The following is a 25412-nucleotide window of genomic DNA, read 5'->3' on the forward strand; positions in this document are numbered from 1 at the left end:
CAAACGCCTGGGCTGGGCGCCTGCACGGCCCCCGGCCAGCAGCTTCAACGTCGCATGGGGTCATCCCAGAAAGGCCGCTCGGCTTCCATGGCGATGTCTGCGCGGCTCAAGCCCAGGTCCTTCAACGCTTCATCGTCCAGGGCGGTTTCACGCGTGCTGGCGAATTGGTCAGTCGAACCCGGTCCGCCGTCAGCATGCAAATGAAGCAGCTGGAGAAAGAGGCGTTGCAGCGCCAACTGTTCGAGCGTGGGACTGCAATGCGCTGGACACCCGAGGCAAGGGTTATCGCGTGGCCTACACCAGCCCAAGCCTGGCTGCCATCATGGCGGTGGTGACCGCCGGGCTGGCCGTGACGGCCCAATTGCAAAGCCTGATACCTGCTGACATGCGCATTCTGGGTGCGGCGCAGGGCCTGCCAGAACTGCCTCTGGCCAACGTGATGCTCCTGCGCAACACCGCCACCCAGTCACCTGTGACCGAATCCCTTGCAGAGGTGATCGCGGAAGGTTTGCGCTTGTAATCACACTTTGAGGGCAAGCATCAGGGCGCAGACCAGCAAGAAGCCACAAAATGCCATGCGCAGCACCCGTTCTGGCAGGGCGTAAGCGATACGTACCCCCCAACTGATGCTAAGCAAACCGCCTGCAGCCATGGCCAGGCCCATGGGCCAGTTCACGTGGCTGTGCATCGCATAGGTGACCAGCGTGATCCCTGTGCTGGGCGCAGCCAGCGCCAGCGAAAGCCCTTGGGCCACCACCTGTGACGCACCAAAAGCCGCTGTCAGCACCGGCGTAGCCACCACGGCGCCGCCTACCCCGAACAACCCGCCCATCAAGCCCGCAAGGCCGCCCAATGCGCCCAGCCAAGGCCAACCATGCTTGAGTTGAGCAGCAGGTGCCTGCTTATGACTAAACATTCGCCACAGGTTCATCGCCACTAGAAACAGCAGAAAACCAATGAACCCCTTGCGCATGAGCGCAGGGTCCAGCCCTATGGCCCATAAAGACCCCAGCCAGGCACACAGCAGCCCGGCTACGCCCAGTGCGGCCGCCTGGCGAGGGTCGATGCGATTGCGCTGATGGTAGCGCCACAAGGCCAGCAGCACATTGGGGACTACCATCACCAAGGCGGTGCCTTGCGCCAATTGCTGGTCCAGGCCAAACAGCAAACCCAGCGCAGGAATCGCGATCAGGCCGCCCCCAATACCGAATATTCCACCCAAGGTGCCCAGCGCAGAGCCAAACACCACGTACCCTGCCCACTCTAGCATCAACCCCCCTTACCAGCCCCGTTCTGTACGGGCCGTGAACATTTAACGAACTTCTGAAGACCTTCACGGTTCGAAATTTCAGGTTGCTCGCTGTCGTAGCGAAAGAACCGACATGGATTGAATGGCCACGAACTACCCTCGCGCTAACTTATAGTCATTCGACATCAAGGATCAGCATGAAAGCCGAACACTTAACCAAGCAGGCGGCCGACCCCGGCGATCACTTGCTGCTGGATAACCAGCTTTGCTTTGCCCTTTATTCCACTTCACTGCTCATGACCAAAGTGTACAAGCCACTATTAGGCAAGCTGGGCCTTACCTACCCTCAATACCTGGCGATGCTTGTGCTGTGGGAACGCAACGGCATGACCGTTGGGGAAATCAGCACTCGATTGCTTACAGACCCAGGCTCGCTGACGCCTCTGTTGAAGCGCCTGGAAAGCCTAGGGTTCCTGACCCGCACCCGCAGCAAAGAGGATGAACGCGTGGTGATCGTTAACCTGACTGACGCTGGCCGTGAACTCAAGGCTGCCGCATTGGAGATCCCTGCCTGCATTTTCGGGGCTATTGCGATGGACCCACCCGACCTGAGCAAACTCCAGAGCCGCCTGCTGGAGGTCCGCGCCCGGCTTCAGGAGAACATTTAACCCCTTGAAAAACAAAAAACCCGGCACCAGGCCGGGTTTTCACGCGCGCAAAACTTACTTGGCGCGACCCTTGTAGGAACCACCTTCGCGGGTGTCGATCTCGATCATGTCACCGATTTCGATGAAGTCGGCCACCGTCAGCTCAGTACCGTTCTTCAGTTTGGCAGGCTTCATGACCTTGCCAGAGGTGTCCCCACGGGCCGAACCTTCGGTGTAGTCCACTTGGCGCACGATGGTGGTTGGCAATTCAACCGATACCAGGCGGCCTTCGAAGAAGACGGCTTCGCAAATGTCGGTCATGCCTTCTTCCACGAACGGCAGAACGGCTTCGATGTCATCGGCGTTCAGCTCGTACATGGTGTAGTCGGTGGTGTCCATGAACGTATAAGTGTCACCGCTGATGAACGACAAGGTGGCTTCCTTGCGGTCCAGGATCACGTCGTCCAGCTTGTCATCAGCCGAATACACGGTTTCGGTCTTGTAGCCGGTCAGCAGGTTCTTCAGCTTGGTCTTCATGATCGCGCTGTTACGGCCGGACTTGGTGAATTCGGCCTTCTGCACCAGCCATGGATCGTTGTCGATCTTGATGACGGTACCGGGTTTGAGCTCTTTACCAGTTTTCATTACGCAATTCCGAATGGGGTGGTGACGTGTCGTAGCCGCGTATCATAGCGAATTTCGGCGAAACTGCACCAGCGCCGTGGCAAGGTCCGGGCGGGCAGCCAGTTCTGTGCACCAGTTGCGGGCATGGGCAGCCAGCACCTGCCAGTGGGGCATCAGCCCTGCCCAGGCCGCGCTCATGTCGCCGTCCATGTTCCAGGCCCGCCACACTGCGCACAGGGCCTCGGCGGCTGCAACTGGCAGTGCCTGGGTATAAAGGGCCAGGAAGGCTTCGAGCTTTTCCCAGTGCGCGTACTCATCTTGCTGGTAGATGTGCCACAGCAGGGGACGGGCCGCCCACTGGGCGCGCACGAAGGAATCCTCGCCACGCACCGCATTGAAGTCGCAGGCCCATAGCAATTGGTCATACGCTGGCTGGGACAGGAAAGGCAGTACCTGCACCTGTAACGCCCCTCGGGTGAACGGCTGGCCCTGAGTGAGCGTTTGCCCTGCCCAGGCCTGGACACTGGCTAGCACACGCCCCTCCGGCACAAGCACGTGAACCGATGAGGGCCCTGCCGCCATCTGATCGAACCACCCGCCTAAGCCGCCATTCTCGTAGGCGAACAGCGACACCAGGCAGGCCGTGCCTGCGGGGTACACCCCTACGCTGTTGAGGAAGGCGGTACGGGCCTTGACGCTACCTTGCAGTGCATCACGCGCTTCCAATAGGCCCTGCTCCCGAAGCAAGCCGCCTGTATCGGGCCGGAAGCCGGGGAAAAAGAAGAACTTTCGCACGCCGCCTGATTTCATGGAGGGCAGCCCGTGACAGCCGCCTACCCAGGGTTCAGCGCTGAGGTACTCCAGGTTGATCCAGCAGGCCGGCTGTAGCCTGTTGGCCAATGCAGCCTCGTACTGGGCAGGGAGTGTGCAGCCAAACGCCTCTATAACCACGCTGGCAACCGGTGTGTCTACCCAGTGTTCCGGCCAGCGGCACACGAGAACGCCTTCCAGGGTTTGCTGGGCGCGGTGGAGGTCAGCCTCAGGGCACAGCCGCGTGAAAGCGCCCAGGTTGTCGATCCACAACCGCACCTGTAGGCCGTGCTCATGAGCCAACTGGCGGGCCAGGCGCCAGGTCACTCCAGCATCGCCGAAGTTATCCACCACCTTGCAGAAAATATCCCAACCGTTGTCCATGGCACTTACCGCGCTGGCAAAGCTGCAAATTGTGGGGGCGGTGGGGAGGCTCGTAAAGCTCGAACTTAGCGCCTGTGCCACACTACTACCCCTGACGTTCGTTCCCAACTTTCTGGAGCCATGCCATGCCAGTACGCCCAGCCCGCTCGACCCTCAGGGTTCGCTCATCCAGCCTGCAACTGGTGCTGTCCATCGCGCTGGGCTTGTGGCTTGGGTTTGTGCTCATGCTGTTGACTGGCTGGGTCGCCTGGCGCCTTGGGGCCAATGTGCTGTTTCAACCCGTGGCCGTGATGCCTGCCCCAGCACACGTTGCACCGGCACCGGCACCGGCACCGGCACCGGCACCGGCACCGGCGGCAGCCAGGCCTGCACCTTCCCCTGCTGCTGTGGTGCCTGCAGCCCCTGTCGCTGCACCCGATGCCGATGAAATGTTCGAACGCTACCAGCAGGAACTGCACAAACAGTTGCTGCGCCAAGCCGAGGAAGCCGCACGGGCGAACCCGGCCAACCAGAACAACCCTAGCTGCCAGTTCTGGCTGGAACAGGCGCAAGCCGCACCGAGCGATGAAAGCCGCGAGCACGTGGCGAGGCTGTGTCATTGATGGATAAGCAGGCTTTACAAAGGCTTATCGTAGAGGCCTTGGAACGGGACCTTGATGTGGCACGCCGTGCTGCACAAACCGCTTATGAAACCGCCACTCACGAAGAGAACATTGCTGAGAACAAGTACGACACCCTTGGCTTGGAGGCGTCCTACCTGGCCACGGGGCAGGCCCGGCGAATGAGTGAAATCGCGCAGGCCCTGACGGCCTTGCGCGCTTTGCCGGCCACCCGGCACTGCCCGGATCGAGGCCTGCAGCTGGGCGATTATGTGGTGCTGGAAAACCCTGACGGCCACGTGCGCGCCCTGTTCATAGGGCCGGACGCTGCGGGCTTGGTGGTCCACACCGATAACAGCCCGGTCACCGTGATTACGCCCCGTGCGCCCCTTGGCCAAGCACTGCTTGGCCGCCAGGAGGGTGATGAGGTTCAGGTGCAGGTGGCTGGCAAGCTCCAAACCTATGTGGTTGTCGAGGCCAGCTGACCCCGCGCGCTCAATACCCCGTAACGCCCTCGCGGAATGCTTGCTGGTGGTGATACTCGATCCATTCCACCACGTCATAGGGCAGGAAGAGCCGAAACCTTGCCCGGGAGATGGCGATATAAACCGCACATATCCGCTCGTCGAACTCGGTAGGGTCCTTGAAACGCTCGGTGGTCAGCAGCTCAGGTGTTAGCAGCACCTGGTCGAACTCCATGCCGCCCGCAGCCTCGGCCAGCATGAGCGTACAACCCTCTCCGGCGTGCCCCAGCCGCGAGCTTAGGCGGGTCACGTCAGCGGCCCTCAGGCCCTTTTCAAGCTGGCCCTCGACCCACAGGAACGAGTGATCGAAACGGTGTGCATCGTGCACCAGGGCCCAGGTAGGCGTTTCACTGAAGGCTGGGTGCGGGCCCTCGGCGCTTTGTTCGGCGCTGTAATAGGTAGGGTTGAACAGGGCAATGGCTGTGGCCATGAACCTCATTACATCTTGATGCGCTGCCCTGCCTGGCACACTGAACACCCCACCGGTACGGTCAAGCTCAAGTACCCATTTCAACGTGTCCCACGGGGACGCCGTCAGCACCCTGCACCCAACGGGAGGCACGAACCCCTGAGGGTAGTGCTCGACGCTGACGTCCGAGTGAAGTGTGCCCTCGAACGCGGCCTTGCCTTTGTTGGAATGCCTGGAAATCAAAGGGTTGACCAGCCGCTCTATGGTACGGCCCGAGCGCACCGACTGGATGATCTCTGCCCTGCGCACTTCGCGGCCCCGGTTCGGAATATCGCCCTTGGCGTGCTGGTACTCGTCACCCAGCGTAACCAGCGCCAGGCGGCTTCGCCCGATGATTTGCAACAACGGCGCAGGCACCTCCTGGCTTTCATCGATCAGCACATGGGTGTAACGCCCAGGCACTGTGCTGCCTGCCAGGCTCGCCTGCTTGATCAGCATCAGCCCTACCGGGTCCAGCTGCCGGTACCAGCCCGGGTTTGCCCCCAGGTAGGCCCATAGCCGGCTGGCATACTCCAGCAACACCTGCTGCTCTACCTTGTTCAGTGGCTGCTTGAAATGCGGAAGGTGGCTGGCAGACAAGGTGTAGTCCCTGGAGCGGCAGTACAGCTCCAGCACTTTCAGGCACACGTTAAGCGTACCTTGGGCGTCAAACTGCCCTCTGCCCACGATGCCCAAGGCCTGGGCAAGCGACGACAGGCCGAGGGTGCGCTGCGGGTTTTCAGACACTGCTGCCTTGGGTGGGCTTGTCAGCCTGTGGGCAAAGCTTTGAAAGGTAAACCCGATGCCACGCTTGCCCGTGTAGCCCATTCGCTGTTTCAGGGTTTCGAGCTTTTCGGCTGTCAGGGCCAGCACCAGGGTATTCTCTGGTTTCAAATGCTCGGCCAGCGCCGCAAGCAGGTAGCTTTTACCGATGCCCGCGTAACCCTGAACATGAAGGTCTTCGTCCAGGTTGGCCCGAAACGTTCGCACCAGCTTGTCCTGAGCTGCCGTCAGCCAGCGCTCGCGCCGCCGAGGGCTGACCATCTGCTCGCTGAACGGCCTGTTCCGCCTGTGCTGGTGCACCCTGAACGCCCTGTCCCACTCGCCGCTGGGCAACAGGTAATGCTGCGCCGCCACGTCCTCGGCGGACAGAAAACGCAGCTTCAGGTGCCTGGCCACTTCCAGCCCGTGGGCAAACGCGGGCTGGTCGAAAAGACGCAAGGCTTCGGACAGCAGCGTTGCATTTGCATGCCGCGGGTCGCGGCTCCAGGCGATGAGTTTTTCGAGCACACGCTCAACGGCATCGCCGGTCCGCTCCGGCTCTGTAGCCTTGGGTAAGTGATTGAGGGCGAGTACGGCAGCCAGCTCCGGCGTGGACAGCCCAGCCAGCACAGCCTGAGCCGCATCGCTTAGCAGGCTTGCACAGGTGTCATCCGTGACTGGTAAAAACAACGGGCTGGACAGGTCAAAGTGTTCCGGGTGCATAACGCCTCAAAGCCGGTAAAGGACGTGTCAGGAAAATACTGTCCCTTATTCAGGGTATAGCCGCCACACCTAGGCGAGATGATTATGTATCACCCCGTAAAACCTGGCCGTGCAACTTGACGCCTGTGGAGCAGCCAAAACGAAAAAAGCCCCGCAAGCGTTAGCCTGCGGGGCTTTCCAATGTGGCGGTGAGGAAGGGATTCGAACCCTTGATACAGTTTCCTGTATACACACTTTCCAGGCGTGCTCCTTCAACCACTCGGACACCTCACCGTAGCTCTTCACACCGTCAGTGTGTCGAGGCGCGCTAATGTAGTCGAAACCGATTCAGATGGCAAAGCTTTTTTTGATGCTTTTCATGCGCTTAAGCCAAACGGCTTTGATACCCAATGCGCGTGCAACGCACCAGGGCGTGACTGCCTGGTCAGCCATCGTGCTTTACCGGAACAGAGGCCCTAGGTAACGTTCGCGTTTTCTGCATAACATTTTTTGAATAACATTCTCTGAATAACCAAGGAACGTTGCCCATGTCTGACCTGATCGAGTACCGCCTGGCCGAGGGCGTGGCAACGCTGACGCTGAACAATGGCAAGGTCAATGCCCTCTCCCCTGCCCTGATCGAGGCGTTCAATGCCGCCCTGGACCAGGCGGAGGCAGACCGCGCCGTGGTGGTGATCACTGGCCAGCCTGGCATTCTTTCAGGGGGCTATGACCTCAAAGTGATGACCGCTGACCCACAGCAGGCCGTGGACCTGGTCACCGCAGGCTCAACGCTAACCCGCCGCTTGCTGTCGCACCCTTACCCCGTGGTCGTGGTGTGCACCGGGCATGCCATTGCCAAAGGCGCCTTCCTGCTGCTGGCGGCCGATTACCGCATTGGCGTGGAGGGCACCTTCCACATTGGCCTCAATGAAGTGATGATCGGCATGACCATGCACCACGCCGGCATCGAACTGGCCCGTGATCGCCTGCGTCGCTCGGCATTCCACCGGGCCGTGATCTGCGCCGAGATGTTTGACCCTCAGGGCGCACTCAGCGCAGGTTTCCTGGACGAAGTCGTGCCCCCCGAGGCCCTGCCCGATGCTGTGATCAAGGCTGCACAACGGCTCAAAAGCCTTAACCCCCTGGCCCATCGCGCCACCAAGCTCAAGGTTCGCCAGGCACTGCTGGAGACCCTTGACCAGGCCATCGCCAAGGACCGCGACAGCTTCAAGGTCGGTTGAAGCCAACCTGCTGGCGATGTCATTTGCCGCCTGCAAAGCGCAACCGTACACTGCGACCAACTGTGTACCGTGAGTCGTTGGCATGCTCTACATCGTTCGCATGGCCTTGCTAGGCCTCCACTTTCTGCTAGTAGGGGTACTGGGGTTGGTAATAGGCCTGGCCCGCCCCTTCAACCCGGACAACAACCGCCTGTATGCTCGCCTCTACAGCCGCCCTGCCCTGCCCTTGCTGGGGCTTGAGCTGGAGGCCGACGTTGATTCGCTCCACGCCCAGCCGCCAGGCTGCGTGATCATTGCCAACCACCAGTCCAATTTCGATGTGTTCTTCCTGGGCGCCATCGTTCCTCGGCGCATGGCCTGCATCGGCAAGAAAAGCCTCGGCTGGGTCCCCTTGTTCGGCCAACTGTTCTGGCTCGGTGGCAACGTACTGCTCAACCGCGACAACGCCTACCAGGCACGGCGCGCGCTACACACCACCAGCCGCGTACTGCGTGACCAGGCCACGTCCATCTGGATATTCCCGGAAGGTACCCGCAACCCCAGTGACCGTTTGCTGCCATTCAAGAAAGGGGCTTTCGTGATGGCCATTGACGCAGGCGTGCCCATTGTCCCTGTGTGCGCCAGCCGGTATGTGGGCACGTTGAATCTTAACCAGCGGCACAGTGGAACCCTGCGCGTACGCGCCCTGGCGCCGATCCCGACCATCGGCATGACCGCAAAGGATGCCCCGGCGCTCATGGAACGTTGCCATGCGGCCATGCAGGCCTGCATCGACGAACTGTCCGAAGTCACTGAACTGCACGCTCACACGCCACTCTGATCTGGCGCGCTTTGGGGAGAATCATCGTTCATGGGCCGAGTCGTTGCTGCAGCGGCATACAGTGCCGGTAAGAAAGTCACGGACATTGCCTTGGAAGACGGCCGCCACTGGGCTTGTCAGCCGAACCATTTCGTGTGGATCGGCCTCCAGGAGCCGGATGAAGCCGCGCTGGCCACCCTGCAACAGCAATTTGACCTTCACGAACTGGCGATCGAAGACGCTCTGGAGCGCCACAGCCGACCTAAGCTGGAGACCTTCGGCGATGCCTTGTTCATGGTCACGTATTCGCCGGTACGCCACGAAGGCAGGCTGGAATTCATCGAAACGCACATTTTCGCGGGCAAAGGGTATGTAATCACCTGCAGGAACGGGCATTCAGCGTCCTACGCCCTGGTTCGCCAACGGTGCGAAGCAAGGCCTCTGCTGCTGGAGCATGGCGAAGATTTCGTACTGTATGCGCTGCTGGATTTCGTCTCGGAAAGTTACCAGCCCGTGACCGAGAGCATCCACTCGGAAATCGAGGCGCTGGAGCATAACGTACTTAGCCAGGCCCTCAACGAGCGCGACATCCAGCGCCTGCATGGCTTGCGCAGGGACCTGCTCCGAATGCGGCGCTACCTGGCCCCGATGGTGGAGATCAGCGAAGAGCTCCAGCGCCTGGCCTTTCCGTTCATCGACAAGAACATGCGCCCGTATTTTCGCGATGTGCAGATTCACGTGAACCGGCATATGGAAGACCTCACAGGCATTCGCGACATGGCTAGCCAGACCATCGAGATCGGGATGCTCATGGAGTCAGCCCGGCAGAGCATCACCCAGCGCAAATTCGGTGCCTGGGCGGCCATTCTGGCCTTCCCTACTGCCATTGCAGGCATCTACGGCATGAACTTTCAATTCATGCCGGAGCTGAGTTGGCACTACGGTTATTACATTGTGCTAGGGGTGATCGCCACCGGCTGTACGGGGCTCTTTGCCAGCTTCAAACGGTCAGGCTGGCTGTAAGGGCCGCCTGGCTATGCCTCCCGCTGGGCAGCACTTCAGCGTTACTTCTGCGCCACGAACCGCAGCATCCACTCCCCCACCGTGGCACCATCATGGCTGTGGTTCAGGCTGTCCACTGCCGCTTGGTAGACGTCGTCTGCCATGTTCTGCTGGCGCAGCTCCAGCAAGGCCCGCGAATAGTCGTGCACGAATTCAGGGTGGCCCTGAAAGCACAGTACCTGGTCGTTGAGCTGGTAGGCCGCAAAAGGGCAGAACTCGCTGGAGGCTACTACCGTGGCCCCCTCTGGCAAGGCAGTGACCTGGTCCTGGTGGCTGATGAGCAGCGTGAGGTCGCCGTCATGGGGCGTCATCCAAGGTGCCTGGGCATGTACGCGATACTGGTGAGTGCCCACGCCCCACCCCTGCGTGGCACGTTGAGCATGGCCCCCAAGCACCAAGGCCAGCAACTGGTGGCCAAAGCAAATGCCCAGCAGCTTGTCGCCGCGCTGGTAACGGTTCAGCAGGAACACCTTGAGTGTTTCGATCCAGGGGTCTGTGCCGAACGAATCTGCTTTGCTACCCGTTACCAGGTAGGCATCGTAATGGGTATCTTCTGGAGGGTAATAGCCTTCCACCACATTGAACACGTCGAAATCCGCTGCGACAGGCTGGCCTGCAAACAGCGTTTTGAACATGGCGCCATAGCCTGTGTACTGCTCAACGAATTCGTCGCGAATATGGTCGGTTTCCAGGATGCAGATGCGCAGCGACATGAGGGCGGGGTCTCTTATCGGAACAAGCAGGATTGCTTGTTCCAAGCCTGCATGGGAAGGAGGGGCAAATGCAAGGCCGTGCTCAGACGAACGGTCAGTATTTCGTTGGATCGGCAGGGGCCTGTCTAGGTCAACCTACTGAAACGATACGGCAAAGCGTTTCACGCCGTTTCCCTATAAAACCCAGGTAGTTCCCAGCAGAGTTGTGCTGGACAGGCTGGCTGTCGCTTCTACAGTAAACATGTTCCGGTTGCGCGGCGCCTTTTGCCTGCGCACTGCGGCCAGCCAATACGCAGTGAAGCCACCCCAGGCCACGGAGTGGCGCTGGTCAACAAGAATAAAGGCTAGATCAATGCTCAAGCATCCCAAGTTTCGTCAGGCAGGGCTTATCGTCTTTGCCACTACCCTGTTACTGATACTTCCCAATCTGGGCCGCCTGTTCGGTTAGGTGTGGCTTGCGCCCTACCTTAAGGCAGGTCAGTAAAAGGCCAGGCCCATTGGCGAGCCTGGCGACATCCGCTCACCTACGGTTCACGCATGGGGCCGCGTCAGCTTGTGTTTCACGCCCCACCCTTCTATTTCACCACCAAACGGCTCCACGGCCGTTTCAAAGTCATGCTCGAACTCGCCGATGCCAAACTGGGTGGCATACATCAGTTTGGACAGTTCCAGGTGCCACGCACCGTCTTCGCGCTCCATGACCTGAGCATTGAGCGATTCGCCCTGAAACTGCCCGGCCGCTGCCCTGGCACCGTCTTCATCCGGAAAGACGGCATAGAACTCGATCGGGTGGATGGCTGCGAAATCAAAGCCACCTTCTTTCATCTTCTGCAGCAGTGCGCTGCTGATGTCTTCCTGATAGGCATTGCTCATGTCTCGTCCTCCTACAGTGCTGGATAGACTTTCCGTGTTACCGGCTCGCCGGTCACTTGCATGAAGCGTTTGAAATGAAAGACCGCCCAAGGCGAGCGCAAGGCTGCCTGGGCATGGTGCTGCGGAGGGGAATCAGGCCACTTCGTCGATAGCCGATATTTTTACACCGTTCTGTTCTTCCAGCCATTTGACGGTAGGTTCAGCAACACGCCCTTCGAAATCATTGAGGTCCGCCTTGGTGGTGACCGGAAACAGGTGTGCACGCACCGCCTGCGCGGCCTCTTCAGGGCTAGGTTGCTGCTCAGCGTCGAGCGGCAGGCGGGTCAGAATGCCCTTTGGGTCAAGGAAGGTGATCTCCCACTTTTTCACTGGTATCTCCTTCAAGCCATGGATGTAGGAATGCAGGCGTCCTGCCTGCCCATAATGGACCGAGGCCCTGGCAGCGTTGTTCCCCCTGTTTTCATGAAGCTGCACGACCAGGCTACACGCTACCTGCCTGTACAGTGCCCGCCGATCGGGAATGAAATAAAGCCGGTTACCTGGCTTGCGCACCACGGGAAGCCTTACTACCTTAAGCGCCTTCCCGATGCTTGCCCAGGAGCCTTCCAATGGCGTTGTCTGCATTCCGCCACCTCTTTCCACGTGTGGGCCTTGCTGCCGCCATTTCCGGAGCGCTGGGGCTTGCCGGCTGCCAGACCTGGGTAGACGATCACAACAGCGAAAGCCTGCCCCCAACCCTAGGCGTGCAGCCCCTCAAAGGCTTGGGCCAGAATGTGTCCATACGCCGCAACGCGGTAGGCATGCCGCTGATCGAAAGCAACAACTTTCACGACGCGCTGTTCGCCCTGGGCTACGTACATGCCGGAGACCGCATCAGCCAGATGGTGAGCATGCGCCTGCTTGCACAGGGCCGGCTGGCCGAGATGGCAGGGCCAAGCGTGCTGGAAGCAGACCGTTTCATGCGCACGGTGGACCTCAAGCGCCAGGCCGCGCAGCTTTATGCCGCCGCTTCACCCCGCCTGCGCAACTTCTTTGAAATCTATGCCCGCGGTGTGAATGCCTGGCTGTTCCGTTATCGCGACAAGCTGCCCATGGACCTGGCACGCTCCGGGTACACCCCGGAATACTGGAAGGGTGAGGACTCGGCGCTGGTGTTCTGCCTCATGAACTTCAGCCTGCAAATGAACCTGCAGGAAGAAATCAACAGCCTGGTGCTGGCTCAGAAAGTAGGCGCAGACACCCTCGCCTGGCTGATGCCTACCTACCCGGACGAGCCCCTGCCCTTCAGTGAAGCCGGCAAGCTCAAAGGGCTTGCCTTGAACGGCCAGTTCGCCGGGCTGCAGGCGGTAAGCGAACAACTGGCAGGCCTGGGCCAACTGGGCGTGGCAGCCTCCAACAACTGGGCACTGGCGCCGTCGCGCAGCCGCAGTGGCAAGAGCCTGTTCGCCAACGACACCCACTTGCCTATCAGCCTGCCGAGCGCCTGGAACTTTGTGCAGGTGCGTGCGCCGAAATTCCAGGCTGCGGGTGTGTCCCTGGCCGGTGTCCCTGCCATCGTGGCCGGCTTCAACGGCAAGCTGGCGTGGGGCATGACAATGGTGATGGGGGACAACCAGGACGTCTTTCTGGAGCGCGTGAAACGCGAGAATGGCGTGCTGATGTACCAGGCCGACGGCAAATGGCTGCGCGCCACGGCCCGCAACGAAACCTTCTTCATCAAGGGCCAGAAGCCCGTGCGTGATGTGGTGTACGAAACCCGCCACGGCCCGTTGCTGAACACTGCGCTGGGTGAGCGCAAGCTGGGTATGCAGCCTGCAGCTTTTGCCAGTGGCTATGGCTTGGCGTTACAGATGCCAGACCTCAAAGACGACCAGTCGCTGGATGCGTTCTTCAACCTGTCGCGAGCACAGTCCGTCGACAAAGCCTTCGACAGTGCCCGCGCTATCCGCGCCGTTGCGCTGAACATGGTGTTTGCCGACGCCAACGATATTGGCTGGCAGGTGACGGGCCGCTATCCCAACCGCAAGGACGGCAAGGGCCAGATACCTTCGCCAGGTTGGGACAGCCGTTATGACTGGGACGGGTATGCCGACCCTATGCTGCACCCCTACGACCAGACGCCGGCCAGCGGCTGGCTGGGTACCGCGAACCAGCGCACGGCGCAGCCCGGTTACGGCATGCAGCTGTCCAGTTCCTGGTACTACCCAGAGCGCAGCGAACGCCTGGCGCAGCTGGCGGCCAATGGCAAGCAGGACGCGCGCAGCATGACGGCCTGGCAATACGACCAGACCACCACCTTCGCTGCCAAACTCAAGGCCATGTTCGAAGCACCTGGCATGGCGCAGCCTTTGAAAAAGGCCATCGATGCGCTGCCTGAGGCCGACCGCAGCAAAGCCCGTGAAGCGTTCACCCGGCTGATGGCCTTCAACGGCCAACTGGCCGCCGGCTCTGCCGACGCAGCCCTGTACGAACTGTTCCTGCAGGAAAGTGCCAAGCAGACCTTCCTTGACGAACTGGGCCCCGAAGACAGCCCGGCCTGGAAAGCCTTTGTAGCCAACGCGGACCAGTCCTATTCGGCCCAGGAAGATCACCTGCTGGGCCGTGACGACAGCCCGTTCTGGGATGATGTTCGCACCCCACAGAAGGAGGACAAGCCGGCCATTCTGGCGCGCAGCCTGGCCGCGGCCATTACCCAGGGCGATGCCTTGCTGGGCGCCGACCACAAGGCCTGGCAGTGGGGCACACTGCACCAATACCGCTGGACCACCGAAGGCACCAAACTGGCGCCGTGGTTGAGTGCAACTGAGCGCGCTGGCCTAGCCAGCCTGGATGGCTACCTCAACCGCGGCCCTGTGCCTGCCAGCGGCGACCATACCACCCTCAACGCAGCGGCCTACCATTGGGGTAGCAATTTCGATGCCTGGCTGATCCCCGCCATGCGCATTGTGGTGGACTTCGGCCAGGCCGAACCCATGATGGGGCTCAACAGCACCGGGCAGTCCGGCAACCCTGCCAGCCCTCACTACGCCGACGGCATTCAGAACTGGCTCAAGGGCCAGTACCTGACATTCCCAATGCAGCCGCAGAACCTGGACAAAGCCTACGGTACCCAGCGGCTGACACTGGTGCCTGAGAAGTAGCCCACAAAGCTTTGGGTAGCCTGAACCCCTGCGTGAAGCCGTTCCCTGGCTTCGCCAGGTCCCACAGCGCATCACCCATAGAACTCGAGAATCATCAAACGCCTATGTGTTGCAAGATGTAACATTGCCGCACACATCTGCTACCATCTCTCAACAGCGTAGCTCCCTATCGTTTTTGACGATGCAGCCCGTACCGGGCGCCTTTACATAAAACCAAAAACAATTCCCTCGCTGAACCTGAACCGGCTCCACCGCCACCTACCGTGATTCACGCTTGAGGGAGATGCCTTTATGGCAACCGATAATAAACCTGGCCACTCAGACGCCAGGCGCGACTTTTTGCGCAAGTCGCTAACCCTGATACCCGTCGCCACCCTTGCAAGCGCGGGCATGGGTAGCACAGTGCTCGCCGCAACGCCTGCACCGGCACCAGCGCCCCACACCCCCTCCAGCAACGTGGATGACTACCACCCAACCTTCTTCACCCAAGAAGAATGGGCGTTCCTACAGGCCGCGGTGGCGCACCTGATCCCTAACGACGACCGCGGCCCTGGCGCCGTAGAGGCGGGTGTCCCAGAGTTCATCGACCGCCAGATGAATACCCCTTACGGTGCCGGCAACCTCTGGTTCATGCAGGGCCCTTTCCATACCGATGCACCGCCAGAGCTGGGCTACCAGCTCAAGCTGTCGCCGCAGCAGCTTTACCGCCTAGGCATCAGCGAGACCGACGGCTATTGCCGCAAGACCTTCGGCAAGGCGTTCGTGGACCTGCCCCATGACCAGCAGGAACAGGTGCTCAAAGCCCTGGATGAAAACAAGGCCACCTTCGAGGCGCTACCGGCCGGGACCTTCTTCAGCCTGCTGTGGAGCAACACCAAGGAAGGCTTTTTCTGTGACCCGATCCATGGTGGCAACAAGCACCTGGTGGGCTGGAAACTGATCAATTTCCCCGGCGCCCGCGCCGATTTCATGGACTGGGTAGAACGTGATGAACGCTATGCCTACCCGCCGGTTTCCATCAATGGCGCGCGGAGCTAAGCATGGCCAAGGTACTGGACAAAAAGGACGTCGTGATCGTTGGTTTCGGCTGGACAGGCGCGATCATGGCCAAGGAGCTGACCGAGGCAGGGTTGGATGTGGTGGCCCTGGAACGCGGCCCCATGCGCGATACCTACCCGGACGGCGTGTATCCGCAAACCATGGACGAACTGACCTTTAACTCGCGCAAAAAGCTGTTCATGGACATTTCCAAGGAAACTGTCACGTTGCGCCACAGCGTAAATGATGTGGCGGTGCCCTACCGGCAGTTTGGCGCCTTCCTGCCCGGCACTGGTGTAGGCGGCGCGGGCCTGCACTGGTCGGGTGTGCATTTCCGGGTAGACCCAATGGAGCTGCGCATGCGCAGCCACTACGAGGAGCGCTACGGCAAGGCCTTCATACCCGAAGGCATGACCATTCAGGACTTCGGCGTAAGCTACGAAGAGCTGGAGCCCTTCTTCGATTTCGCCGAAAAAGTGTTCGGCACCTCAGGCACTGCCTGGTCAGTGAAGGGTGAAAAGGTCGGCGAAGGCAAGGGCGGCAATTACTTCGCCCCCGACCGCTCCAATCCCTTCCCCCTGCCCGCTCAAAAAAACACGGTGTCGGCGCAGGTCTTCGGCAAGGCAGCCGCCTCCCTTGGCTACCATCCTTACAACCTGCCGTCTGCCAATACCTCGGGCCCCTATACCAACCCCTACGGCGCGCAGATGGGCCCGTGCAACTTCTGTGGCTACTGCAGCGGCTATGCCTGCTACATGTACTCCAAGGCCTCGCCCAACGTGAACGTGCTGCCAGCCCTGCGCCAGGAACCGAAGTTCGAGCTGCGGACCGACGCCCATGTGCTGCGGGTGAACCTGACTGCGGACAAGACACTGGCCACCGGCGTGACCTATGTGGACGCTCAAGGCCGAGAATTCGAGCAGCCAGCGGATATCGTGATCATTGGTGCCTTCCAGTTCAACAATGTGCGCCTGATGCTGCTGTCCGGGATTGGCAAACCCTACGACCCGAAAACTGGCGAAGGTGTGGTGGGTCGCAACTTCGCCTACCAGAACGAAGCGGGGGTGAAAGCCTTCTTCGACAAGGAGCAGCACCACACCAACCCCTTTATCGGGGCAGGTGGTAACGGCATGGCTATCGACGATTTCAACGCCGACAACTTTGACCACGGGCCACACGGGTTCGTAGGTGGCTCGCCGTTCTGGTGCAACCAGGCCGGCACCAAGCCCATTGCAGGCGTGACCACGCCGCCCGGCACACCCAAGTGGGGCAGCCAATGGAAAGCGGCCACGGCAGATTATTACACCCATCACCTGTCCATGAACGCCCACGGCGCTCACCAGTCCTACCGCGACAACTACCTGGACCTGGACCCGGTTTACACCGACGCCTATGGCCAGCCCCTGCTGCGGATGACATTCGACTGGAAAGAGAATGACATCAAGATGATCCGCTTCATGGTGGACAAGCTGGAAGGAATCGCCAAGGCCATGGGCCCCAAGGCGATCTTCGCCCACAAGCGCGAATTCAATAGCCATTTCGACGCCACCACCTACCAGACGACCCACCTCAACGGTGGCGCGATCATGGGCACGGACCCCAACACCAGTGCCCTGAACCGCTACTTGCAAAGCTGGGATGTGCATAACGTGTTCGTGCCCGGTGCTTCGGCGTTTCCACAAGGGCTGGGCTACAACCCCACCGGCCTGGTGGCGGCCCTGACCTACTGGTCGGCCAGGGCCATTCGCGAGCAGTACCTTAAAAACCCTGGCCCGCTGGTGCAGGCATGAGAACGATGACCCTGAAAAAACTGCTCGTCGCCTCCGTGGCCCTGGCCAGCCTTCCCCTATGGGCAGTGGAAAGCCCGCCGGACCCGGCCTTGGTGAAGAGAGGAGAATACCTGGCCCGGGCCGGAGATTGTGTCGCCTGCCATACGGCCAAAGGCGGAGCGCCCTTTGCCGGTGGCCTGGCCATGGAAACGCCCATCGGCGTGATCTACTCCAGTAACATCACCCCGGACAGCACCGGTATCGGCGGGTATTCCTTCGACGATTTCGACCAAGCGATTCGCCATGGTGTACGCAAGGATGGCAGCACCCTCTACCCCGCCATGCCTTACCCGTCCTATGCCCGGGTAAGCGATGAGGACATGCAGGCGCTGTATGCCTATTTCATGCACGGCGTGCAGCCGGTAGCCCAAGCCAACAAGGAAACGGACATTCCGTGGCCGTTGAGCATGCGCTGGCCACTGTCGGTATGGCGGGCCATGTTTGCGCCCAAAGTGGAGCCTTTCAAAGCAGCCGGCACGGATGAGGTGGTTGACCGTGGCGCTTACCTGGTCGAAGGCCTGGGCCACTGCGGCGCGTGCCATACACCGCGGGCAATCACGATGCAGGAAAAAGCCCTCACCGCGTCGGAGGGCAATGACTTCCTCTCCGGTTCTGCACCGTTGGAAGGGTGGATCGCCAAGAACCTGCGTGGCGATCATCGGGACGGGCTGGGCAGTTGGAGCGAAGCCGAGCTGGTGGCGTTTCTCAAGACCGGTCGCAGTGATCGCACAGCGGTGTTCGGCGGCATGAGCGACGTGGTCGAGCACAGCATGCAGTACATGAGTGACGCCGACCTGACGGCCATTGCCCGCTACCTGAAAACCTTGCCGCCGGTAAACCCTGACGACGCCCCCCAGGTGTATGACCGGGCCGTGGGCGATGCCTTGTGGAAGGGCAATGACAGCACACCGGGCGCGTCGGTGTACGTGGACAACTGCGCGGCCTGTCACCGCACGGATGGCAAAGGCTACACCCGCGTGTTCCCGGCCCTGGCCGGCAACCCGGTAGTGCAAACGGCCGACGCTACATCGCTGATCAACCTCGTGTTGCGCGGCGGTACCCTGGTGGCCACTCACACAGCGCCCTCAACCTTCACTATGCCGGGCTACGCCTGGCGCCTGTCCGACCAGCAAGTGGCCGATGTGGTGAACTTCATCCGCAACAGCTGGGGCAACCAAGGCACGCCCGTGGCGGCAAAGGAAGTAAAGAACCTGCGCGACAGTGACCTCAAGGGCACGTCCGGGGACGACCTGGGGCAGGTGTCGTCCAAGTGAGGTGAGCCAGCCTGGTTATGGGCTGGCGCCGAAACATTGGCCTGTTCGCCCGCTTCGCAGGCTCCTGCAAATTGCTGTGGGAGCCTGCAAAGCGGGCGAATGGGCGCCTGGAGCGTGTCTACGCCAGTGCGTTTGCAAGGTGATCCTCAGGCACTCCCAGCAATTCAAGGCTTACAGAGGTGGCTGGCAGCACAGGCCCACTCCCCTGTTGGGCCGCCGTGCCTTGAGCCGTGCTGGCAAAGATCATGTGGCCTTCGGTCAGGTACTGGCTTACGTCTCCCTCGAATGCCAGCTCAAAACGATCACCCCCTTCGTCGTAGGCGTAGGACTTGAGGTAGGTACGAGTGCCGGCCTCGTTTACCACCACGTCCAGGGTATGCGCATGGCCATTTCCGAACCCTGTGAACCCCATGGCAGACACGTCGATGCGGTTGTCACTTGAGGCCGCAAAGTCTTGGATACGGTCGGTATGGGCGGTGTCGTCTCCTGCGTGGTAGCTCTGGGTCAGGTGCGTATAGACGAACGTGTTAGCACCTGAACCGCCATACAGCACATCCCGGCCCAGCCCTCCGATAACCACGTCATCTCCGTCACCCCCATAAAGGTAATCATCGCCGCCACCGCCAGAGAGGTAATCGTCGCCTGCGTTACCGCGGATGAGTTCGCTGTCGTTTTGCCCCAGTAGCACATCGGCCTCTGAGGTGCCGGTGATCGTTGGAAGCGGGCTGGGAGCGGCGAAGATAAACCGGTCTTCAGTGAGGTAACCGCTTAGATCCCCTTCAAACGCGATTTCAAAACGGTGCCCGTCGGCGTCCGCGACGTAGGATTTAACGTAGGTGCGCGTGCCCGCGTCGTTCACCGACACGGCTAGGGTATGGTTTTCGCCGTTACCCAAGCCTGTAAAGCTGAACCCCAGCGCCGACAGGTCAATGCGGTTGTCACCGGTATCCGCGAAATGGCGGATCAGGTCTGCATGGTTTTCGCCACTGCCGCGATAACTGTCCAACAGGTTGCCATAGACGAACGTATTTGTTCCGGTACCACCGTCCAGCACATCCCGGCCCAGGCCACCGGTGAGGCTGTCATCGCCGCCCCCGCCGAACAGGTAGTCGTCCCCGCCCTCACCACGGAGGGCTTCGCCAACGTCCGTCCCGCGAAGCACATCCGCCGCGCCTGTGCCTGCAAGAACGGGTTGGGCGCGCAGCGGACCTGAAGGTAATGTGCTCATGTCGATGTCCAAAGGGAGGGCCAAGGGGTATAGGCATCAGACGCCCTGCCAATGCTCGAATTCCACAGCCGCGTACGTGGGCCTCAAGCCGGGAGCGCGGCCCAGTGCAACTTCCACCGAGCCCAACGGCTCTGAACAAACAAGCCCCTGCCCGCGAAGCCGCCCATGGACCTTGTCATTGCCCGCCCCGAAGGCCTGTATTGCACCGCCGGTGACTTCTACATTGACCCTTGGAAGCCTGTGCCGCGCGCTGTGATCACACACGGCCATGGCGACCACGCCCGTGTAGGCAATGGCCATTATCTGGCAACCGACATCGGCGCTGGCATCCTGCGAACACGCCTGGGAATGGACATTAATTTACAGACCCTGCCCTACGGCGAGCCATTGGTACACAACGGCGTCACCATCAGCCTGCACCCGGCAGGTCACGTGCTGGGCTCAGCCCAAGTGCGCCTTGAATACCAAGGCGAGGTATGGGTCGCCTCAGGCGATTATAAAGTCGAGCCCGACGGCACATGTGCCCCCTTTGAGCCCGTGCGTTGCCATACGTTTATTACTGAATCCACCTTTGGCCTGCCCATCTATCGCTGGCAGCCGCAAGCCGAGATATTCGGTGAAGTGAACGCTTGGTGGCGTGAAAATGCCGCCGCCGGGAAAGCCAGCGTGCTGTTCTGCTATGCCTTCGGAAAAGCCCAGCGCCTGCTGCACGGTATTGATGACAGCATCGGCCCCATCCTGAGCCACGGCTCTGTGGAACCGCTGAACCGGGTGTACCGGGACGCGGGTGTACGCATCCCGGAAACCCACTACGCAGGCGACTTCAAGAAAACCGACCCCGCCTTGCGCAACTGCCTGATCATTGCACCGCCCTCTGCTGGGGGCAGCACCTGGATGCGCCGCTTCGGTGAATACAGCGATGCCTTCGCCAGTGGCTGGATGCGGTTGCGCGGCACACGCCGGCGCCGTGGCGTAGACCGAGGCTTCGTGCTGTCCGACCATGCCGACTGGCCCGGCCTGCTGTGGGCCATTGAGCAGACCGGCGCGCAGCGGGTCATGGTCACCCATGGCTCGGTCGGCGTTCTGGTGCGCTACCTGTGTGACCAGGGCCTGGATGCTCAGGGCTTTACCACCGAGTACGGTGACGAAGACGAAGCGGCCACGGAGGCGCAACCGGAATGAAAGCCTTTGCCGCCTTGTACGCCGAACTGGACGCCACCACCTCCAGCAATGCCAAGCTGGCGGCGCTTCAGGCCTACTTTGCCGAAGCGGCACCTGAGGACGCTGCGTGGGCCGTGTACTTCCTGTCAGGCGGGCGCCCACGGCAACTGGTGCCGACGCGGCTGCTGAGGGAAATCACCATTGCATTGTCTGGCCTGCCCGAGTGGCTGTTCGAAGAAAGCTACCAGGCGGTAGGTGACCTGGCAGAAACGGTCTCCCTGGTGCTGCCTGAATCCACCCACAGTAGCGACGAGGGCCTGGCGTGGTGGCTGGAACACGAGCTGCTGCCCTTGCGTGGCATGCCCACTGAGGAACTGTCCCAACGCCTGCCGCCCTTGTGGCTGCAACTGGACCGGCAAAGCTTGATGGTCTGCCTGAAACTGATAACGGGCAGCTTCCGGGTGGGCGTGTCCAAACTGCTGGTCACGCGCGCCCTGGCGCAACTCGCCACCCTGGACAGCAAACGGGTGGCACAACGTTTAGTGGGTTACACGGACCTGTCCCATCGCCCCACCGCCCAGAGCTACCTCAAGCTGGTTGCACCGGAAAGCGATGACGAACACGCCCAGCGTGGCGGCCAGCCTTACCCGTTCTTCCTGGCCCATGCCCTGCAGCAACCCGTGGAGCAGTTCGACGCTTTACTGGGCCCTTGCCAAGACTGGCAGGTGGAGTGGAAATGGGACGGTATCCGCGCCCAGGTGGTCAAGCGCGACGGCCGCCTATGGGTATGGTCCCGTGGCGAAGAGCTGGTCACGGACCGCTTCCCCGAACTTCAGGCCCTGATGTGCCTGCCGGACGGCACTGTGATCGACGGGGAAATTGTGGTGTGGAAAGGCCCCGATGATGGCCAGGAAAACGCGCCCTCCGTGCAGCCCTTTGCGTTACTGCAACAGCGCCTGGGCCGCAAGACCTTGAGCAAGAAGCTGCTGGAGGATATTCCCGTTGTGCTGCTGGCCTACGACCTGCTTGAGCATGAGGGCGAGGACTGGCGCAACCACACGCAGGCCCAGCGCCGCTCACAGCTGGAAACCGTTGCCCAGCAAACCGCCAGCCCATTGCTGCAACTGTCCCCTCTTTTACTGGGCCCCACCTGGGCGGACCTGGCCCTGCAACGCGAAGCCTCGCGCAAGCTAGGCGTGGAGGGCATGATGCTCAAGGCCCGTAACGCGTTATACGGGGTGGGGCGCACCAAGGACATGGGGGTATGGTGGAAGTGGAAAGTGGACCCTTTCACCGTCGACGCCGTGCTGATCTATGCACAGGCGGGCCATGGCCGCAGGGCCAGCCTGTATACCGACTACACCTTTGCGGTGTGGGACGGGCCACCTGGCACAGCGCGCACCCTGGTGCCGTTCGCCAAGGCCTATTCAGGCCTTACCGATGCTGAAATGCGCCAGGTGGATGCGATTATTCGTCGCACCACCGTGGAGAAATTCGGGCCGGTGAGAAGTGTTACCCCCACACTGGTCTTCGAGCTGGGTTTTGAGGGCATTGCCCTGTCAAAACGCCACAAGAGCGGCATTGCAGTGCGGTTCCCACGCATGCTGCGGTGGCGTCATGACAAGCCTGTTGACGAGGCCGATAGTCTGTCAACGTTACAAGACCTGTTGAGTTGAATCCCGCCTCGCACCACAATAGCGCCGCTTGAACCTGCTGCTTCTTTATGGGGCAAGGCTGAAAACGCTGGCTGTACGCCGTTTCGGTCAGAAGTGCGACGCAAAGGGATCACCATGCGCCTCACCCTGGGTGAACCCTGCACTATGGTGCGAAGTTTGCTATCACTTTGATGTCTGGCACTGGGCGGTAACGCTGTACTGCCTGGCATGAATGCGAAAAACCTTTGTCTTTTTAAGGACTGCACAATGAAAAAAGCATGGCTGACCCTTTCCGCCCTGGCGCTCTGCCTGTCCGCTGGCGGCGCTATGGCCAAGGAATACAAAGAGCTGCGTTTCGGTGTAGATCCGTCCTACGCCCCGTTTGAATCCAAGGCCGCCGACGGCAGCCTGGTAGGCTTCGATATCGACTTGGGCAATGCGATCTGCAAAGAGCTGAAGGTGACGTGCAAGTGGGTTGAAAGCGATTTCGACGGCATGATCCCTGGCCTGAAAGCCAACAAGTTCGACGGCGTTATTTCGTCCATGACGGTGACTCCGGCCCGTGAGAAAGCCATCGACTTCTCCAACGAGCTGTTCTCCGGCCCTACGGCCTACGTCGGTAAGAAAGGCGGCGTTACCCTCACCCTGGAAGGGCTGAAGGGCAAAACCGTAGGCTACGAGCAGGGCACTATTCAGGAAGCCTATGCCAAGGCGGTACTGGACAAGGCTGGCGTGAAAACCCAGGCCTATCAGAACCAGGACCAGGTGTATGCCGACCTCACATCGGGCCGCCTCGATGCTTCCATCCAGGACATGCTGCAGGCTGAGCTGGGCTTCCTGAAGTCCCCTCAGGGTGCCGACTACACCGTTAGCGAGCCGCTGACCAGCGACTACCTGCCGGCCAAAACTGCTGTGGGCATCAACAAGGGCAACAAGGAACTGCAGGCCTTGCTCAACAAGGGCATCGAAGCCCTGCATAAAGACGGCACCTACAGCGAAATCCAGAAAAAGCACTTCGGTGACCTGAACCTGTACAGCGGCAAGTAACCGCCTCACACAGCGCCCGCCTGCGCCCCGTACCACTGGCCACAGCCAGCTTCGTGGGGTACAGGCGGGCGTCTTTATCGATTGCAAAGGCTTGATACATGCTTGATCACCTGTTGCAGAGCCTCGGGCTCTCGGCATTCAGCCTGAAAGGCTTTGGCCCTCTCTTGTTGGAGGGCACCTGGATGACAGTCAAACTGTCGTTGCTGTCGCTGCTGGTTGCCGTGGTCATCGGCCTGATCGGCGCGAGCGCGAAGCTTTCGAACATCAAGGTGTTGCGCGTGGTTGCCCAGGTCTACACGACCCTGATCCGCGGCATACCCGATCTGGTACTGATGCTTTTGATCTTCTACAGCCTGCAGATGTGGCTGACCCTGATCACCAATGCACTGGAATGGGACTACATCGAGATCAACCCCTTTGCCGCCGGCGTTGTGACCCTGGGGTTCATTTACGGCGCGTATTTCACCGAAACCTTCCGCGGCGCCATTCTGGCCGTACCCCGTGGCCAGCAGGAAGCTGCTACGGCCTATGGGCTGTCCAGGGGGCAACGTTTTCGCTATGTGGTGTTCCCGCAAATGATGCGCTACGCCCTGCCGGGCATTGGCAACAACTGGATGGTGATTCTCAAGGCCACGGCGCTGGTGTCCATCATCGGCTTGGCGGACGTGGTAAAAGCGGCGCAGGACGCCGGCAAAAGCACCTATCAGCTCTTTTATTTCCTTGTGCTGGCCGGGCTTATCTACTTGGTGATCACTAGCGTGTCGAACATCGCCCTGCGCTACCTTGAGCGGCGGTTCAATGTAGGGACCCGGGAGGCGCTCCGATGATCGACTCGTTTCTACAATGCCTAGCCTGGCTAGGCGAGCAACTGGTGGCGTTCGGCGCTTCCACAAAGGACCTGCTCGCCGACTACTGGCAGCCGTTCCTGTACACCGATGGGGTGAACGTCACAGGGCTGGCCATGACCCTCTGGCTGCTGTGCGCGTCCATTGCCATTGGCTTTGTGCTGTCGGTGCCACTCTCCATCGCACGGGTGTCTCCACGGTGCTGGGTTCGCTGGCCGGTGCAGTTCTATACCTACCTGTTCCGGGGTACACCGCTCTACATCCAGTTGCTGATCTGCTACACCGGCCTCTACAGCCTTGAAGGCGTACGCGAGCAACCGCTACTCAACGCCTTTTTCCGCGATGCCATGAACTGTACCCTGCTGGCATTTGCTCTTAATACCGGCGCCTACACCACTGAAATCTTCGCCGGTGCCATTCGCAGCATGGCCCATGGCGAGATCGAAGCGGCCAAGGCCTATGGTCTCAGTGGCTTCAAACTGTACGCACACGTGATCATGCCCTCGGTGCTGCGCCGTTCGTTGCCCTTCTATGCCAACGAAGTGATCCTGATGCTGCACGCCACCACGGTAGCGTTTACTGCCACCATCCCGGACATCTTGAAAGTGGCGCGGGATGCCAACTCCGCCACTTACCTGACGTTCCAGGCCTTTGGCATCGCCGCTGTGCTGTACCTGATCATTACCTTCACGCTGGTGGGCCTGTTCCGCCTGGCCGAACGCCGCTGGCTGGCCTTCCTCGGCCCGGCCCGATAA

At 60.7% G+C, this 25412-nt stretch carries 26 protein-coding genes and 1 tRNA gene; 17 read left to right on the forward strand and 10 right to left on the reverse strand.

Annotated features, from left to right (window positions below; all coding sequences use genetic code 11):
* Positions 1 to 44 precede the first annotated feature (44 nt).
* The gene (locus HBH25_RS04400; protein ID WP_420708437.1) at positions 45 to 230 is read right to left on the reverse strand and encodes a DUF1127 domain-containing protein; all 186 of its coding nucleotides are present in this window, start codon (positions 228 to 230) and stop codon (positions 45 to 47) included.
* Here HBH25_RS04400 and HBH25_RS23680 point away from each other — a divergent pair.
* Positions 165 to 335, forward strand: a complete 171-nt coding sequence (locus tag HBH25_RS23680; protein WP_229631815.1) for a helix-turn-helix domain-containing protein — start codon at positions 165 to 167, stop codon at positions 333 to 335. The genes HBH25_RS04400 and HBH25_RS23680 overlap by 66 nt on opposite strands.
* The gene (locus tag HBH25_RS23685; protein WP_229631816.1) at positions 290 to 520 is read left to right on the forward strand and encodes a type 2 periplasmic-binding domain-containing protein; all 231 of its coding nucleotides are present in this window, start codon (positions 290 to 292) and stop codon (positions 518 to 520) included. The genes HBH25_RS23680 and HBH25_RS23685 overlap by 46 nt, the downstream gene beginning before the upstream one ends.
* On the opposite strand, the gene HBH25_RS04410 is transcribed toward HBH25_RS23685, so the two are convergent.
* A complete protein-coding gene (locus HBH25_RS04410) occupies positions 521 to 1270 on the reverse strand; it encodes a sulfite exporter TauE/SafE family protein (RefSeq protein ID WP_168081926.1) in 750 nt (249 codons plus the stop codon). It abuts the gene before it with no gap.
* Positions 1271 to 1446: 176 nt separating this feature from the next.
* Between HBH25_RS04410 and HBH25_RS04415 the strand changes: the two genes are divergently transcribed.
* Positions 1447 to 1917: a MarR family winged helix-turn-helix transcriptional regulator gene (locus HBH25_RS04415; protein WP_168081928.1), complete on the forward strand. Its 471-nt coding sequence runs from the start codon at positions 1447 to 1449 to the stop codon at positions 1915 to 1917.
* Between the two features lie 54 nt (positions 1918 to 1971).
* Here HBH25_RS04415 and HBH25_RS04420 read toward each other — a convergent pair whose 3' ends face one another.
* Both HBH25_RS04420 and earP read right to left on the reverse strand, forming a co-directional pair.
* On the reverse strand, positions 1972 to 2541 hold the full coding sequence (locus HBH25_RS04420; protein WP_168081930.1) for an elongation factor P: 570 nt from the start codon (positions 2539 to 2541) through the stop codon (positions 1972 to 1974).
* Positions 2542 to 2583: 42 nt separating this feature from the next.
* Positions 2584 to 3714, reverse strand: coding sequence for an elongation factor P maturation arginine rhamnosyltransferase EarP (gene earP, locus HBH25_RS04425; protein ID WP_168081932.1), 1131 nt, complete (start codon positions 3712 to 3714; stop codon positions 2584 to 2586).
* Between the two features lie 125 nt (positions 3715 to 3839).
* On the opposite strand from earP, the gene HBH25_RS04430 reads away from it, so the two are divergent.
* Positions 3840 to 4316, forward strand: coding sequence for a hypothetical protein (locus HBH25_RS04430; protein WP_168081934.1), 477 nt, complete (start codon positions 3840 to 3842; stop codon positions 4314 to 4316).
* The gene (locus tag HBH25_RS04435) at positions 4316 to 4798 is read left to right on the forward strand and encodes a GreA/GreB family elongation factor (protein ID WP_168081936.1); all 483 of its coding nucleotides are present in this window, start codon (positions 4316 to 4318) and stop codon (positions 4796 to 4798) included. The genes HBH25_RS04430 and HBH25_RS04435 overlap by 1 nt, the downstream gene beginning before the upstream one ends.
* 10 nt (positions 4799 to 4808) lie before the next feature.
* Here the strand turns inward: HBH25_RS04435 and HBH25_RS04440 are convergent, their stop codons facing one another.
* On the reverse strand, positions 4809 to 6770 hold the full coding sequence (locus HBH25_RS04440; protein WP_168081938.1) for a hypothetical protein: 1962 nt from the start codon (positions 6768 to 6770) through the stop codon (positions 4809 to 4811).
* 183 nt (positions 6771 to 6953) lie between these two features.
* Positions 6954 to 7043: transfer RNA gene (locus tag HBH25_RS04445), tRNA-Ser, on the reverse strand.
* Between the two features lie 254 nt (positions 7044 to 7297).
* Between HBH25_RS04445 and HBH25_RS04450 the strand changes: the two genes are divergently transcribed.
* The 3 genes from HBH25_RS04450 (at position 7298) to HBH25_RS04460 (ending at position 9815) form a co-directional block, all read left to right on the forward strand.
* Complete coding sequence (locus HBH25_RS04450; protein ID WP_168081940.1) at positions 7298 to 7993, forward strand: crotonase/enoyl-CoA hydratase family protein; 696 nt, start codon at positions 7298 to 7300, stop codon at positions 7991 to 7993.
* 82 nt (positions 7994 to 8075) lie between these two features.
* The gene (locus HBH25_RS04455) at positions 8076 to 8813 is read left to right on the forward strand and encodes a lysophospholipid acyltransferase family protein (RefSeq protein ID WP_168081942.1); all 738 of its coding nucleotides are present in this window, start codon (positions 8076 to 8078) and stop codon (positions 8811 to 8813) included.
* Between the two features lie 30 nt (positions 8814 to 8843).
* On the forward strand, positions 8844 to 9815 hold the full coding sequence (locus HBH25_RS04460; RefSeq protein WP_168081944.1) for a magnesium and cobalt transport protein CorA: 972 nt from the start codon (positions 8844 to 8846) through the stop codon (positions 9813 to 9815).
* A gap of 41 nt (positions 9816 to 9856) precedes the next feature.
* Here HBH25_RS04460 and HBH25_RS04465 read toward each other — a convergent pair whose 3' ends face one another.
* From HBH25_RS04465 to HBH25_RS04475, 3 genes are all read right to left on the reverse strand, one after another.
* The gene (locus HBH25_RS04465; RefSeq protein ID WP_168081946.1) at positions 9857 to 10567 is read right to left on the reverse strand and encodes an amidotransferase; all 711 of its coding nucleotides are present in this window, start codon (positions 10565 to 10567) and stop codon (positions 9857 to 9859) included.
* A 531-nt stretch (positions 10568 to 11098) separates the two neighbouring features.
* Positions 11099 to 11440, reverse strand: coding sequence for a ribonuclease E inhibitor RraB (locus HBH25_RS04470; RefSeq protein ID WP_168081948.1), 342 nt, complete (start codon positions 11438 to 11440; stop codon positions 11099 to 11101).
* Between the two features lie 132 nt (positions 11441 to 11572).
* Positions 11573 to 11809 carry a hypothetical protein gene (locus tag HBH25_RS04475; protein WP_168081950.1) on the reverse strand — a complete coding sequence of 79 codons (237 nt, stop codon included), beginning with the start codon at positions 11807 to 11809 and terminating at the stop codon, positions 11573 to 11575.
* Between the two features lie 239 nt (positions 11810 to 12048).
* Here HBH25_RS04475 and HBH25_RS04480 point away from each other — a divergent pair, with 239 nt between their 5' ends.
* From HBH25_RS04480 to HBH25_RS04495, 4 genes are all read left to right on the forward strand, one after another.
* A complete protein-coding gene (locus tag HBH25_RS04480; RefSeq protein ID WP_168081952.1) occupies positions 12049 to 14580 on the forward strand; it encodes a penicillin acylase family protein in 2532 nt (843 codons plus the stop codon).
* Between the two features lie 291 nt (positions 14581 to 14871).
* Positions 14872 to 15618, forward strand: coding sequence for a gluconate 2-dehydrogenase subunit 3 family protein (locus tag HBH25_RS04485; RefSeq protein ID WP_168081954.1), 747 nt, complete (start codon positions 14872 to 14874; stop codon positions 15616 to 15618).
* 2 nt (positions 15619 to 15620) lie between these two features.
* Entirely contained in the window at positions 15621 to 17408 is a 1788-nt protein-coding gene (locus tag HBH25_RS04490) for a GMC family oxidoreductase (protein WP_168081956.1), read from the forward strand.
* Positions 17409 to 17413: 5 nt separating this feature from the next.
* Complete coding sequence (locus tag HBH25_RS04495; RefSeq protein ID WP_178088837.1) at positions 17414 to 18721, forward strand: cytochrome c; 1308 nt, start codon at positions 17414 to 17416, stop codon at positions 18719 to 18721.
* Positions 18722 to 18839: 118 nt separating this feature from the next.
* Here HBH25_RS04495 and HBH25_RS04500 read toward each other — a convergent pair whose 3' ends face one another.
* Complete coding sequence (locus tag HBH25_RS04500) at positions 18840 to 19949, reverse strand: M10 family metallopeptidase C-terminal domain-containing protein (protein WP_168081958.1); 1110 nt, start codon at positions 19947 to 19949, stop codon at positions 18840 to 18842.
* Between the two features lie 165 nt (positions 19950 to 20114).
* Between HBH25_RS04500 and HBH25_RS04505 the strand changes: the two genes are divergently transcribed.
* The 5 genes from HBH25_RS04505 (at position 20115) to HBH25_RS04525 (ending at position 25412) form a co-directional block, all read left to right on the forward strand.
* A complete protein-coding gene (locus HBH25_RS04505; RefSeq protein WP_168081960.1) occupies positions 20115 to 21131 on the forward strand; it encodes a ligase-associated DNA damage response exonuclease in 1017 nt (338 codons plus the stop codon).
* The gene (locus HBH25_RS04510; protein WP_168081962.1) at positions 21128 to 22786 is read left to right on the forward strand and encodes an ATP-dependent DNA ligase; all 1659 of its coding nucleotides are present in this window, start codon (positions 21128 to 21130) and stop codon (positions 22784 to 22786) included. The genes HBH25_RS04505 and HBH25_RS04510 overlap by 4 nt, the downstream gene beginning before the upstream one ends.
* A gap of 246 nt (positions 22787 to 23032) precedes the next feature.
* A complete protein-coding gene (locus HBH25_RS04515; RefSeq protein WP_168081964.1) occupies positions 23033 to 23812 on the forward strand; it encodes a transporter substrate-binding domain-containing protein in 780 nt (259 codons plus the stop codon).
* Between the two features lie 98 nt (positions 23813 to 23910).
* A complete protein-coding gene (locus tag HBH25_RS04520; RefSeq protein WP_168081966.1) occupies positions 23911 to 24639 on the forward strand; it encodes an ABC transporter permease in 729 nt (242 codons plus the stop codon).
* Entirely contained in the window at positions 24636 to 25412 is a 777-nt protein-coding gene (locus HBH25_RS04525; RefSeq protein ID WP_168081968.1) for an ABC transporter permease, read from the forward strand. The genes HBH25_RS04520 and HBH25_RS04525 overlap by 4 nt, the downstream gene beginning before the upstream one ends.

It is taken from the genome of Pseudomonas quercus, assembly GCF_012033695.1.
GTDB lineage: Bacteria > Pseudomonadota > Gammaproteobacteria > Pseudomonadales > Pseudomonadaceae > Aquipseudomonas > Aquipseudomonas quercus.